Annotated in this window: 8 protein-coding genes; 4 read left to right on the top strand and 4 right to left on the bottom strand. The window is 47.9% G+C overall.

Translation table 11 applies throughout. The features are described 5' to 3' along the window. On the top strand, window positions 1–342 hold a 342-nt coding region (locus RMO52_RS24340), incomplete at its 5' end, for a HisA/HisF-related TIM barrel protein (protein ID WP_310419548.1). A gap of 305 nt (window positions 343–647) precedes the next feature. Here the strand turns inward: RMO52_RS24340 and RMO52_RS24335 are convergent. Further along, complete coding sequence (locus RMO52_RS24335; RefSeq protein WP_310419546.1) at window positions 648–1,499, bottom strand: HIT domain-containing protein; 852 nt, start codon at window positions 1,497–1,499, stop codon at window positions 648–650. Window positions 1,500–2,026: 527 nt separating this feature from the next. Here RMO52_RS24335 and RMO52_RS24330 point away from each other — a divergent pair. Beyond that, window positions 2,027–8,140, top strand: a complete 6,114-nt coding sequence (locus tag RMO52_RS24330) for a translocation/assembly module TamB domain-containing protein (protein WP_310419544.1) — start codon at window positions 2,027–2,029, stop codon at window positions 8,138–8,140. A 143-nt stretch (window positions 8,141–8,283) separates the two neighbouring features. Here RMO52_RS24330 and RMO52_RS24325 read toward each other — a convergent pair whose 3' ends face one another. Further along, window positions 8,284–12,072 (bottom strand): ATP-binding protein, encoded by a 3,789-nt coding sequence (locus RMO52_RS24325; protein ID WP_310419541.1) that lies wholly within the window; start codon window positions 12,070–12,072, stop codon window positions 8,284–8,286. A 151-nt stretch (window positions 12,073–12,223) separates the two neighbouring features. On the opposite strand from RMO52_RS24325, the gene RMO52_RS24320 reads away from it, so the two are divergent. Both RMO52_RS24320 and RMO52_RS24315 read left to right on the top strand, forming a co-directional pair. Further along, on the top strand, window positions 12,224–12,640 hold the full coding sequence (locus RMO52_RS24320) for an element excision factor XisH family protein (protein ID WP_310419539.1): 417 nt from the start codon (window positions 12,224–12,226) through the stop codon (window positions 12,638–12,640). Next, entirely contained in the window at window positions 12,628–12,963 is a 336-nt protein-coding gene (locus RMO52_RS24315) for a XisI protein (RefSeq protein WP_310419536.1), read from the top strand. Before RMO52_RS24320 ends, RMO52_RS24315 begins: the two co-directional genes overlap by 13 nt. 362 nt (window positions 12,964–13,325) lie before the next feature. Here RMO52_RS24315 and RMO52_RS24310 read toward each other — a convergent pair whose 3' ends face one another. Beyond that, window positions 13,326–13,700, bottom strand: a complete 375-nt coding sequence (locus RMO52_RS24310; RefSeq protein ID WP_309741481.1) for a hypothetical protein — start codon at window positions 13,698–13,700, stop codon at window positions 13,326–13,328. 53 nt (window positions 13,701–13,753) lie between these two features. Further along, on the bottom strand, window positions 13,754–14,413 hold the full coding sequence (locus tag RMO52_RS24305; protein ID WP_310419533.1) for a HAMP domain-containing sensor histidine kinase: 660 nt from the start codon (window positions 14,411–14,413) through the stop codon (window positions 13,754–13,756). Window positions 14,414–14,464: the final 51 nt, after the last annotated feature.

Genomic DNA, 14,464 nt, shown 5'->3' with positions numbered 1-14,464 from the left:
GATGTCTATGTCAAAGGCGGTCGGGAGAATACCGGGCTAGATGCGGTCAAATGGGCGCAAGAAGTCACCAAAAGGGGTGCGGGAGAGCTTTTAGTCACGAGCATGGATGCCGACGGTACTAAGGCGGGATATGACCTCGATCTGACGCGATCGATCGCCATGTCTGTCGAAGTTCCTGTGATTGCGTCGGGTGGAGCGGGAAATTGCGAGCATATCTATCAAGCGGTGACTGAGGGATGTGCCGAAGCCGCATTATTGGCGTCATTACTCCATTACGGCGAATTAACTGTGGCGGAGATTAAGGAATATCTGCACCAGAAGCAAGTAACGGTACGGATTTAGATAATAGGTATGTCGGCACGAATATTCATAACATCAGAAAAGTCTGAAACCTAGATGGTGGGCAGCGGTTCGCGCTCTGGAGGTTTCCTCCAGGTTGAGCGAAACAAGACAGTGCCCACCCTACTGGGACGACACGACTGTGGCGGAGATTAAGGAATATCTGCACCAGAAGCAAGTAACGGTACGGATTTAGATAATAGGTATGTCGGCACAAATATTCGTAACATCAGAAAAGTCTGAAACCTAGATGGTGGGCAGTGCCCACCCTACTAGGACTCCCATCTCCCATCTCCCATCTCCCATCTCTACAACCTGGGAATAACCGAGCGCATTCCACTTTTTCGACTTTGAGTATCGCCTTGATAACGCGGGATGACATGAATTGTGGCATGATTCATCGCTTGTCCGGCTGCTTTATTGATATTCATCCCCACATTAAAACCATCGGGTTGAAACTCTGTCATTAATATTTCTCGCACTTTATTTGCCATCAACCAGCAAGCTGATTGTTCTTTGGGTGGTAGTTCAAAGTAGTCGTGGATATGACGTTTGGGCACGATCAGGACGTGACCTTTGCTGACGGGATAGCCATCGAAGATCGCATAAGCAGTGGCTGATTCGGTGAGTAAAGTTAGTTTGCGGTGAGGATTGCAGAAGATACAATTGTTGGGTGAGTTCCATTGATGGTTGTAATGGACGTACTCATAAATTTCGCAATATTCATTGAGCTGAATCGATTTGAATGGTAGTTTGACGGTGCATTGATAAGTCGGCTTTTTATGAACGTAATGTTCGCGAAATCCTTCTTTCTTTAAGTCTCGCCGCACTGCATAATAAGCTTTACCGCCCGGTTTGAGTAAATGCGCGATCTCCATCAAGACATCGGACTGGACTTCTGGCATCAACACATTAAGGACATAACAACAGACGATCGTGTCAAATTTGCCAGTGAGATCGGTTGGTAGATAGTGTGGATCGTAGCCGCTGATATCGAAACCCTGTTGAGCCAAAACTTTAACATCATTACCCAACCCACAGCCAAAATCGAGAATGCGACCTGTGAGTAAGTCGCGATCGCGTAAAAATTGCACTGGTGATGATAGTTTGGTACGATCGATTGCAGTGAGATGGCTGAATTTATTGGCTTGTTTGCTCATCTCATTATTGCTTGGTAATGACACGCCGATCGCGATCGCGTTAAAGTTCGGAATTTAGACTATTATTATGAAATTACATTTCCCAACTTTTAGCAATCGTAAATACACCTAAATTATCGCTTGTCGGTCAGATCGATTCTCTTCCAGAGACGCTAGGCGAACGAGCTATTTGACTCAAAGACTGCTTCACGATGAGACAATTCGAGTTAGTTACTTGTAACACTTTTTAGTATCCCGATCTCTTCATCCAAGCGGAACATCCTTGCCCCCAAACCATTCAAGCTAACTAGTAGTCAACGGCGTAAATGTAGTTACTATCCTTCCCCCTGTCACCCTGTCACCGTGAGACATCTGGAGACGAGAATTGCGATCGGGGAGATCGAGTGCTAACATTGGGCACAATATCTAGGTAGATAGCGATCGCACTGTATATGTTAGTACCACTAGAGATATTCGGTAAATGTTAGCCTAGTCTAGCTTGTTAATCTGTTTCTATCTTTGACTTTGATATATAGGTCGAGCCAAGAGTGAAAACCCAGCCTAAAGATCGATCTTCGTCTCTACCCCAGCCGCAATTGACGCCTAATTCACCAGATAGATCTCGTCGGTGGCTGAAGTTATTTTTAAAAACTGGCAGCAAGATTGGTTTGGGCTTATTCTTGTTGTTAATTGCGGCGCTGGGATTCGGTCAGTGGTGGGCAAAAGATAATCTCGTACCCCTAATCGATCGGGAGTTAACTAAGAGTCTCAAACGTCCGCTAAGTTTGGGCGCTGTCGATAGTGTTTGGTTTAATGAAATTCGGCTTAAAAATGCCAAGCTTCCTACCAACGGTAGCGATCTAAACTCTGTCGAGGCTCCGGAAGCGATCGTCGGTTTCGATCCGCTCAAATTTTTGGTTGAGAAAAAGTTAAAGTTAGATGTGAGGTTGAATTCGCCGCAGATTTATCTAGCTCAAAATGCGGGTGGTAAGTGGCTGACTATTCCAGCTCAAGATAAGCAAGATTCACCACCAATTAAAGTGGAAGTCGGTACGGTCGAAATAGATAATGCCCGAGTAGTTATCGTCCCTTACAGTCAGACACCGCAACCGATTACTATTAGTAAAATCGATCTCCAAGCAGATGTTAGCGATCGGCAAGATCGGGTTAAGTTTGAGGGTGGGGCACAGTTTGGGGCGGACGGACAGGTAAATGTGCGGGGTAATAGCGTTATTGCCAACGGTGAAACTCAGTTAGTTGTCAAGGGTCAAAAGCTAGATGCTGCCGCTGCAACGCGGATTTTTAAGATCCCGGAAGTTGTTATCGATCGCGGTACCGTTGATGGCGATCTGACTTTAGCGATTCAACCGCAGAAATATCTGCGGATTAGTAGTAACCTATTAGTAAATAATGGCAAACTGACAATTAACCAAGTGCCGCGCAGTTTGGATGAGATTAATGGCTACATTAATGTATCCGATCGCGAGGTTAAGTTTAATAATGTCACGACTAAATACGATCGGGTCGCGGGGGTAGTTAATGGCAATCTCAATTACCAAACTGGTTATCAATTAAGCGCTCGGACTGCCCCGGTTGCCTTGCCAGATCTAGCTAAAAGTATCGATCTCAAATCGCCATTTCCGCTCTCAGGTGCGGCTGTCGCTCAGTTGCAATTGACGGGCAAATTAGACCAGCCGATTTTTTCGGGACAGTTTAATAATACCCAACTCACTCAAGTCGATCGCGTCCAAATCGATCGGGTCAATGGTAACTTTAAACTAGCAGACAATCGGATGGCGATCGATGCGATCGCTCAACCGAAACTCGGTGGTAAAATAACCACTCAAGGCGAGATTAAATTTTTAAAAACCCCGGAAACTAACTTCCAAGTCCAGGGCGAGGGGCTTCAGGGAGACGCCCTGAGTCGGCTGTACGGTGCTAAATTACCCGCAGGGGTACGAATCGGTAATACTGCGGTACGCGGCACGATCGGGGGCACTGGAGCCAATATCTACACCAATCTGAAGGTAAGCGCACCCCAAGCAACTTATCCAGTGAGTGCCGATCTTACAGTTACGCCGCAGGGGCTAACACTTGTCAAAGGCGCGACGCTAGCGGTTGCTGGGGGCAAGGTACAGGCGACGGGGGAAGTATCTAAGACTAACTGGCGGCTAAATTTACAACCGCAGAATTTAGACACTCAGCAATTAGCCGAAATTGGTGGTTTAAAGTTAGCAGCTAATTATCGCGGTAAATTAGCTGGTAATATTCAGGCGGCGGGCTTAAATGCGGATCTGGGCATCGAACGGGTTCAAGCGCAAGGGCAGTTAAATTTACAATTACCAGCCGGACGAGTGACAGCCGATCGGATTAAGATCGATCGAGGTATTTGGCAAGCTAATCTCAGTAGTAAGGCGATCGATCTCGCTCAAATTCAACCGAGTAATAGTGGATCGGTACTCCCATCAACCGCACCTAAAAGTCAGCTACCCGCCGGGATTGCCAGCGGTAATTTTCAAGTTAGTGGTAATAATTTAACTAAAATTAGTCCGACAACGATCGCGGCGCAAGGACGCGGCAATATTAAATTTAAAGCTGGTGAAATTCAGTCAGAAAATCTTACGCTGAACAATGGTGATTGGCAGGGTGTTTTTACGACTAAAAATCTTCAGCTAGCTGAATTCAATTCGCAAGTTGGCGGACGCCTCAGCGGTACGGCTAACCTCGCAGGTAATCTCAAATCTACTGCACCCGAATCGATTCGGGGTACGGGTGCAGGCAGTATCGATCTTCCCCAAGGTCGAGTTGTCGGCAGTAACTTACAACTCGATCGCGGTAAATGGCAGGGAAACTTCCAATCTGCGGGGCTAGTTCTGGGTGGGTTGGCTCCAGAAATTCCGCTGAAGTTTAGAGCGGCAAAACTCGACGGTAATCTGCAAGTTGCCGGGAATCTCAAACAGCTCAAACCTGAAAATTTGCGGATTGCGGGTGATGGTAGATTAAGTTTGGCTGGTGGTAATATTATCGCCCGTCAACTACAAATCGATGCGGGAAAATGGCGCGGTAATTTTGGAATCGATCGGCTTCAATTAGGTAGTGTTACTAACATAGTTACTACGGCATTAGCACCAGCTCGATTGAGTGGGAATTTTGCGGCGGCGGGGGAGTTAACTAAATTTAATCTCGACCGTTTACAGGTAGCTGGAAATGGCAATTTAAGTCTCGCTGATAGTAACATTCGCGCTACAGATCTCAAATTAGCTGATGGCAATTGGTCGGGCAATTTGGCGATCGCAAATCTGAAGTTAGGGACGATTAATAACCAATTAGTACCCCAACTGCAAACGAGTAAAGTTAGTGGTAATTTTAGTGTTGCTGGCAATGTCAATAAATTAACACCAGCCGCAATTCAAGCTAGTGGCAATGGTAAATTACAGCTCGCTAATGGTGGTGAGATCGGAGCGAATAATTTAAAAGTTGCGGCGGGAGCATGGCAAAGCGATTTATCAGTACGTGGCTTAAAACTCGGCACATTAAATCAAAATATACCTGCTCAAATTCAGACAGGTTTATTAGTTGGTAACTTTCAAGCAAGTGGTAACTTGAATACGCCAGAATTAGAACGAGTTCGGGCTAGTGGCAATGGCAAAATTAGCAGTATTCTTGGTGGGAATGTCCGCGTTAATAATCTCAGTCTCGATCGGGGTAAATGGCAAGGTAACATCATCGCCGATCGGTTGAATATTAGTAAGCTAGCAACATACATACCTGCCAATGTCCCTAAATTCGATCGCCTAGCCGGACAGCTTACTGGTGACTGGCAAGTCGGTGGCAGCCTGCAAAGTAATAATCTTGCCAATCTCCAAATAGTAGGATCGACAACATTAACTAATCTCCAAGTCGGTACTTTAAAATTCGATCCGAATTTAGTGGGGAATATTCAAGCAAATCCCGGACAAGGAGTAGATATCGCCTTCACTGGTAAAACCGATAGACTGGCACTATCACTCGATCGCAATTTGCAACCCCAAAGCTTCGATCTCAAGCAACAAGAGACGATCGCGACAGGCACCGTAGTAGACAAGAAACTCAGTCTCAATGTAACTGGTTTACCGATCTCTTTAATCCAGCCGTGGATTCCGAAAAATACCGGACTGCAAGCATATCGCTTCGATGGCATTGCCGCAGGTAATTTAGAAGTAGACTTGGCTAATTATGGCGTTACTGGTAGCCAAATCGCCGTCATCAATCCGATCTTCGGTGCTTTTCAAGGAGATCGACTGCTGGCTAACTTCCGCTATGCCAACGGACAATTGACACTCAACAATGAAATCCAACGCGGTGCCTACACCTACCAGATCGCTGCCAGCCTGACTCCTGGCACGACGAACCCCACCTTCCAAGCCAAATTGCAAGTCCCCAAAGGCAACATCGAAGACGTGCGGAACTTACTCCAAATCTTTAGTACCAAGGATGTCTATACGCCCTTCGCCCAGCGCAAATACGGCACCGCCGCCGATTTGGGCACCGAAACCGCTAGACTAATCGATCGACCCCAATCGCTCGATCAAGAATTGCGGCGGCTCTCCGAACTCAGACAGTGGCTAAATCGTCAAGCAGATCGCCAGCAGCAAGAAAATATGCTGCCCGATGTGGGCAACCTTCAGGGCGATTTTAGCGGCGAGATCGCGATCGCTAATAGCCCAAAAACAGGCATTACCAGCGATTTTAATATTGCTGGCTCTAACTGGCAACTCGAACGCTACACCCTCGATCGGATCGTTGCTACTGGCAACTGGCGCAATGGTAAACTACATTTCGAGCCACTCAACCTGACAGTTGAAGACAGCCAAATTGCGATCGTCGGCGATTTTGGAGCCGATAATCAAAACGCCAAAGTCAATATCCAAAACTTCCCCGTTAAGTCCCTTACTAGCCTCGTCGAGCTGCCCGTAGACATCACAGGCGGAATTAACCTCACGGCACAAATCCAGGGCACTCTAGCCAATCCTCGCGCCAGTGGCGAAGTCTCCCTCCAAAACGGTCAACTCAATACCACCAAGCTCCAAGATGTCAGCGGTAATTTTAACTACAACGATGGAAGACTCAGTTTTGATAGTGATGCCACCTTTGCCAATAGTCCGCTGGTCGATCGAGCAGATCGGATTAAGATAACAGGCAGTATTCCCTATCAACTTCCCTTCGCCCTCACTCCCCCAGCGAGTAACGATCTCACAATCGATTTGAGCCTCCAAAATCAGGGCTTACAGATCCTCGATGTCTTCAGCAAACAACAACTGCAATGGCTGGACGGACAGGGAAAAATCGCCCTCAAAATCGACGGTAAAATGAAACCCGAAGGCGGATTTGAAAGCCTCTCCGCCAGCGGTACGGCAAATATTACCAAAGGACGAATTAAAAGTGTCGCCCTGCCCGAACCACTGACAGATATTAATGGCGATATTGTCTTTGATTTCGATCGAATTGACGTGCAAAAATTAACTGGAAAATTCAATCGCGGACAAGTGAACGTCGCTGGCATCATCCCGATTTCTGACTCATTCTCGATCGATCCGAGCAAACAGCTATCCGTCCAAATGAATGGGATTGCCGTCGATCTCAAAGACAAATACAAAGGCGATGTCAATGGGAATCTCATCGTCCTCGGTACCGCTCTCAACCCGATTTTGACTGGCGATGTCCAACTCAGTAACGGGCAAGTTTTCTTACCCGACTCCTCTAGCCAGACTACTTCGACCATTTTGGGCGTCCAGCCAGTCATCGCAGAAGTACCCAACCCCAATGCCACCCAGCTTCGCAACCTCCACCTCACTCTCGGCGATAACCTCCAAATTACCCGCGCGCCAATTTTAAACTTTATTGCCACTGGCAAAATCGACCTCGACGGCACCGTAGACAACCCTCTGCCCTTCGGACAAGTTCAACTCCAAAAAGGCTCGGTTAACCTGTTTACGACCCAATTTCGCCTAGCTAGCGGCCCCCAAACCGCCGACTTCTTCCCCACACTCGGCACCGATCCCGTCTTGAATTTACGCTTGTTTGCCAGAACCCTCGAAAGTGCTTCCGCTGGTTTGGCGCAACGCAGCCTCACCGCCCGGACTGCCAATGGCGAAATCAATCAACCCGCCGACTTCTACACCACCAGTTTGGGTTCGGTGCAAACCGTCCAAGTCGAAGCTCGCGTCGCGGGACTCGCCAGTCAACTCACCCAACGGATCGAACTCACCAGTACTCCCGCCCGCAGCCAGCCAGAAATAGTCCTCCTCCTCGGTGGTGCGCTCGCCGAACGCCTGACATCGGGCGGCGACATCGGACTGGGAGTAATCAGCCTCGCTAGCTCCAATCTCCTCAACACCCTCCAGGAGCGGATCGGTGATGTCTTGAGCCTGAGCGATTTTCGACTCTTTCCCACGATTACCAAAGACTCGAAATCTAATGCTAGTTCCACTTTTGGGATTGCGGCGGAAATCGGTACTGAAATTACGCCCAGAGTCTCTGCTTCAGTGTTCAAAATTCTTACCAATAATGAGTCACCTTATTACAGCCTCCGCTACCGCGTTAGCGACCAAATATTACTGCGCGGCTCCACCAATCTCTTCGGTGAAAATCGCGCGATTGTCGAATTCGAGCAAAGATTTTAAGTAGTGGATAGTGGATAGTGAATAGATCGTAGAAACCCAACCCACTCACCAATAGCTGCGTGGGTTGGGTTTTATTCTTCTGCTTGGTGCGCTCAATCTGGAGGAAACCTCCAGAGCGCGCATCCGCAACCCAACCTACCGATTTAATGACTCTTTGGCCAAGTGACATAAAAAGTTGTCCCCTCGCCCAAACCCGATTCTAGCCGAATGGTGCCTTCCTCCGCTTCGACGATCTTTTTGACGATCGCCAACCCAATGCCCGTACTATCGCTATTCTCCTTAACCTTGAGAGTTTGGAAGATCTCAAAGACTTTGGCGTGATTTTCGGGGGCGATACCGGGGCCATCATCTTTGAGGATAAATTCATGGTAGTCGGGATGTTCGATCGCCGAAATATTTAGATTTCCGGTGACAGAAGTATGGTGTTTGATGGCGTTGCTAATGAGGTTGGTCAAGACTTGACTCAAAAATACCCGCTTGGTCATAAGGGTTGGTAGCGGTGGCTGAATGTCGATCTTAAAGCCCTTTGGCGGGGCGAGAGAGTCGATAATCTCGCTCAGGAGTTCGGCGAGGTCAAAGGTTTCTAACCGCGCTTCTTGCCGCCCTGCGCGGGCGTACAGCAACAAGCTATCAATCATTGACTCCATTCGTTTGACGCGGGTGCGGAGGAGCCGAAACTGTTGCTGGCTGGCTGGTGGCAACCGATCTTCTAAATCCTCTTCAATCCAGACTGACAAGTTAGAAATCGCCCGTAAGGGAGCTTTAAGATCGTGAGAGACGGTATGGACGAAACTGTCTAGCTCCTGGTTGCGATCGGCTAGGGCTACTTCGGCGAGTTTGCGATCGGTAATATCATGTCCGATGCCGACGATCCCCAAAACATTGCCATTTACGTCGCGCAGTGGGGCTTTGGTGGAAAGGAAAGTCCGCACATTTCCGCCGATGACGATCGACTCTTCAAACACTGCGGGGACACCCGATGCGATGATGGATAGATCGTTAGCGCGAATTGCTGCGGCTGCTGCATTGTCTTGGAGCACGAAAAAGTCGTCCTTGCCCAGTAGTTCGGCGACTGGCTTACCAAAGTAGTTGGACATCGTAGGATTGCCGAATAACAATCGCCCCGCTCTGTCCTTGGCGAAAATGGCATCTATTGAATAATCGCCGATCGCATTTAGCAATGTCATCGTCTCGTGCAGTTTGGCTTCGGCAAGTTTGCGCTCGGTAATCTCCGCGACAAAAATCGTCAGGCTACTCGGTGACGGATAAATGCGGTGTTCGTACCACCGCTGCCAAGCAGGGTAAAAGTTTTCAAACTGATTGGGAGTGCGATCGCGGATTGCCTGATGAAAATGTCCGTACACCTCAGTCTCGACGGATGGGGGAAACAACTCCCAAATATTGCCACCCAGGAGTTGTGCGCGGGACATTGCCATCATCTCGCAAAAGCGATCGTTGACATAGGTAAAGCACCAATCGCGATCGAGTACATAGAAGCCATCCCGAATACTCGTTAAAATGCTTTCAAATTGCGCTTTGGCTGTTTCGGCTTCCAGTCGTAAGGCTTGCTCCCGCAGCGTCGCTTCCCGGCGCATTTGGGCTAGTTTCAATGTTACCTCCACGCGCACTCGCAGTTCGCGGGCAGAAAAGGGCTTAGTAATATAATCATCAGCTCCGGCTGCTAGTCCTTCCAGCCGAGCCTCTTCCCCCGCTCTAGCCGACAGCAAGATAATCGGGATTTCTCTGGTTTGCGGGTCGCTGCGGATTGCTCTCAACAAGCTCAGTCCATCGAGGTTGGGCATCATGATATCTGCCAAGACCAAATCGGGGATCTGGTGGCGGATTGCGGCTAGTGCCTCGACTCCATCGGCTACTGCTACTACTTTGTACTGCGGACTCAGCAGCCGCAGCAAGTAATCGCGCAGATCGGCGTTGTCGTCTGCCATGAGAATTCTGGCAGTGCGATCGGGTTGACGATCGAGGACGGGTAAAATTGAAGACTGGACGATTAGATCGGGACTCAAATCGGCTAATCGGGTAGTATCCAACGACACCCAGCTTGCAGCTTCTTCGACAAAACCGTTTGCGCCGATTGCCGTAGAGATGAGAGTGCGAGTCGCACCGATCCGATCTGGGGGTAGATGAGCCGTCCCGGTGGGAATGGTAATGGTGAAACAAGTACCCGCACCTTCGACGCTGGTGACAGCGATCGAGCCTTGATGCAGCTCGACTAACCTTTTGACAAAGGCTAGCCCGATCCCCGAACCTTCATACGTGCGCGATCGGGTGCCACTGACGCGATAAAATCGCTGGAATAGTCGCGGTAGTTCGGCGGTGGGAATGCCTACTCCAGTATCGCGGACGCTCAATTCTACTGCATCCCCCACAGCTTGCAACCGCACGGCGATCGTACCGGAAAATGTAAACTTGAAGGCATTGGAAATCAGATTGAAGACGATCTTTTCCCACATCTGGCGATCGACGTACACGGGTACCGACAGAGGCGGACAGTCGATTTCTAGCTCCACCCCAGCCCGCTCGACGAGCGATCGAAACATACTCGCCAGCTCGACGGTATAAGTAGCCAAATCCGTTGGCTCGTAAGATGCCTGAATCCGCCCAGCTTCAATCCGTGCGAAATCTAGCAGCGTATTGACCAGCTTTTGGAGGCGGATGCCGTTGCGCTGGATCAGTTGGAGCTGTGCTAGCTCGGCAGGTTGGATGCGATCGGTTAATGAATGTGACAGCTCCTCTAACGGGCCGAGCATCAACGTTAGCGGCGTGCGAAATTCGTGGCTGACATTACTAAAAAATACTGTTTTAGCCCGATCTATTTCGGCTAGAGCGATGGTGCGTTTGCGTCCTTCCTCAAGCGATCGAGCGGTGGCGATGGCTGTAGCCAAATGTCCGGCTACTAGCTCACAGAAATCCTGATAATCTCGATCGAATACCCGACGCGGACTTACGCCCACCACACAGATGTGTGCCAACCCTGCTTGTGCCGATCGAGTGACTAGCATCGTCACCGCAGTTGTGGGGATGAGCGCGAGGGATTGGTTAGACCAATCGATCCGTTCGCGTAGCGTCCGCTTTGCGGAATCGGTCAGATCGAATAGTTGGGATTTACCAGTTTCCAGAACTTGCCTAAAACAACGGCTCAAATCCGTATCTGCCTCAGCGCAATTGACTTCGATCGGGCTGGTTTCCGTCCCTGGTGTCACTCCCGTTGCCACAGTTAAGCTCGCTTGCCCAGTTATGGGATCGACTGAATAGAGCAGCACAAACGGCAGATCGTCAGGATTTTTAGCCAGCACCGCAGTACTCGCTTTACATGCGGCTGTAACCGTTATCAGTCCTGCCGTCTGGGCGGCAAGTTCGCTCAAGGTGCCCAAGCGACGTTCGCCCAGAACCCGCTTAGTCGTCTCTGTCACAGCCGTAAAGATGCCACCCACATTCCCCGTTTCATCCAAAATCGGACTATGGGAAAATGTGAAGTAACATTCTTCCAGATATCCATTGCGATCGAGCAACAACAACCCATCATCACACCACGTTGCCTCGCCCTGCGTCAATACGCCGTCCAGCATCGGCCCGATTTCCTGCCAAATTTCCCACCAGCACTCTCGTCCGCGCTGTCCGAGTGCGTAAGGATGTTTGCTCGTTCCCAACATCGGACGGTAAGCATCGTTATAGAGCATCACCATCTCCTGCCCCCAAAAAATCAGCATCGGAAAGCGAGATTGTAGACAAATGCTCACTGATGTGCATAAGCTTGGCGGCCAAGTCTCCACCGCACCCAGTGGGGTTTGCGACCAGTCGAGGGCGCGCATTTGGGTGGCGAGTTCGCTATCGCCTGGAAAAAATTGTGTCAGTTGGCGATCGCTCACAGCAGCGGTGTTGACGGAATTCGATAAGTTTAGCTCGTTTTGCATACGGCGATCCATCAGAGGATGTTTGGAAATACGGACAATATAGATCGGACAGTATCTGATTGTAACAAAATTGTGTTAGGGTCAAGAATCCTCCAAGATCGATCGATAGTAATGTTACGATTTAGTTATCGATCGACGACTATCATCTGCTATGTCTGCACGCGATATTTTTCATAATGTAGTAAAAACTGCCTTACAACATGATGGTTGGACGATAACTCACGATCCTCTCTCACTGGAATTTGGACTGGGTTCGCTCTATGTCGATTTAGGTGCAGAAAAAGTAATTGCAGCCGAGCGAGAAAATGAAAAAATTGCAGTTGAAGTAAAAAGCTTTCTCAGTGGTTCGGCTGTTTCGGAATTTCATACAGCACTCGGACAATATTTAAACTATCGATTGCTGATGAGAGAACAATACCCTGAATATAAATTGTACTTGGCTATTCCATTAAGTACCTATGATTCTTTCTTTCAACTTCCATTTGTCCAAGCCACGATTCAACAACATCAACTCAAACTAGCAGTTTATGAGCCAGAAGCTGAGGAGATTGTCAAATGGCAGAATTAACTGAATATCAAACTAACATCCAAGATTTACTTACTGAATTGGCTGCTTATGGTTCTAGCGATCGTGAAGTTGAATCGCAGTTAGTCTTCGATCTAGAGCGAAATCATTATCAATTACTACATGTAGGTTGGCGGAATAAGCACCGCATCTATGGTTGTGTGGTGCATCTAGATATTAAAGATGGCAAAATCTGGATTCAACACAATGGCACCGAATTTGATATTGCTGTCAAACTTGCAGAGATGGGTATTGATAAGCAAAATATCGTGAATGGATTCCATTCGATCTACATGCGACAGTTTACAGAATTTGCTGTTGGCTGACAAAATTACTATTATATAGCAATCCTAAATCATCTTCTTATTTATTAATACTTAAATACTAATAAATTTAACCGCAGAGGCGCAGAGGTCGCAAAGGTAAGAATAAGAGGGTTAAGCTTCTCATTTAGGATCGCTATATAGTCTTTGTCAGTCAGAAATTGTAAATTTTAGCTTTGGCCCATTGAAGGTGATGACATAACGATTGAGAATATTTCTACCAATAATCACTTCACCATTCAAAATATCATCAGGAATGGCAAGTACTCTGGCACGAAAATACGTTTTATTATCAAAACTTGCTTGAATTAGAAAATAAGTTCCTGTAGTTATCTGACCCAAGCCTCTAAAAAGTAGCAGAATCTCTAGTTTTTAATGCTGTTAACTGGCAGCGATCTAGGTACAAATGCGAACAGGATAGCATCAGGTCGCTGCTGATAAAATTCGGTGTCACAAATACGATCTAACAAAACATTTTCATCTTCATCCGAATCAATGACTAAACCATTTTCAAACACGACATATCGACCAGCATAATTTTTTATTAATTCTGGCAGATGGCGGTCGAATAGTTTTTCTTGCTCCTTCAAGTAATCATAGGCTTGAGGATTCCAAAAGGAATCTTTAATGCTGTAAGTCAAAGGTTCACCTTGACGATTTAAGGTATGAACGATTTCTTCATCATTTACTCGATCGACATTTTTAGCCAAATCTTCATTTTTAATAGCAGCAGAAGTCATAAGTAATCAGCTCCATTCGCAGAAAATAATTTTGGAAGTCGGGGATGTGTCTTCTAACCAGGACTTTTTGGCCAAGTCACATAAAAAGTTGTCCCCTGTCCCAAACTCGACTTTAACCGAATCGTACCCTGCTCGGTTTCGACGATCTTTTTGACGATCGCCAACCCAATGCCCGTACTATCACTACTGTCCTTAACTTTGAGAGTTGTAAAGATCGCAAAGACTTTTTCGTGATGTTCGGGAGCGATGCCTGGGCCGTCATCTTCGATGATAAATTCATGGCAGTCGGGATGTTCGATCGCCCAAATGTGCAGATTTCCGGTGACAGAATTATGATGTTTGATGGCGTTGCTAATTAAGTTGGTTAAGACTTGGCTCAAAAATACGCGCTTGGTCGTAAGCGTTGGTAGCAGTGGCTGAATGTCGATTCTAAAGCCTTCTGGCGGGGCAATAGAGTCAATAATCTCGTTCAGGAGTTCGGCGAGGTCGAAGGTTTCTAATCGCGCTTCTTGCCGCCCTGCGCGAGCGTACAGTAGCAGAGAGTCAATCATCGACTCCATCCGTTTGACGCGGGTGCGGAGGAGATCGAACTGTTGCTCTGTATCGGGTGGTAACTTACCTTCTAAATCTTCTTCGATCCAGACTGACAAGTTAGAAATCGCCCGTAAGGGAGCTTTGAGATCGTGAGAAACGGGTGAATATTGGGAAGACACATTTCCGCTGCGCGGGCGAGATGGCACCTACCGCTGGTTCTTGTCTCGCGC

The sequence above is a fragment of the Chamaesiphon sp. OTE_8_metabat_110 genome, from assembly GCF_031382685.1.
Lineage (GTDB): Bacteria > Cyanobacteriota > Cyanobacteriia > Cyanobacteriales > Chamaesiphonaceae > Chamaesiphon.
The sequence above is the reverse complement of the archived record's forward strand: the minus strand, read 5'-3'. Positions and strand labels throughout refer to the sequence as shown.

Coding starts and splice junctions, on each gene's coding strand:
- RMO52_RS24335 (WP_310419546.1), bottom strand. CDS start 1,499: ATGAGCAAACAAGCCAATAAATTCAGCCATCTCACTGCAATCGATCGT.
- RMO52_RS24325 (WP_310419541.1), bottom strand. CDS start 12,072: ATGCAAAACGAGCTAAACTTATCGAATTCCGTCAACACCGCTGCTGTG.
- RMO52_RS24320 (WP_310419539.1), top strand. CDS start 12,224: ATGTCTGCACGCGATATTTTTCATAATGTAGTAAAAACTGCCTTACAA.
- RMO52_RS24315 (WP_310419536.1), top strand. CDS start 12,628: ATGGCAGAATTAACTGAATATCAAACTAACATCCAAGATTTACTTACT.
- RMO52_RS24310 (WP_309741481.1), bottom strand. CDS start 13,700: ATGACTTCTGCTGCTATTAAAAATGAAGATTTGGCTAAAAATGTCGAT.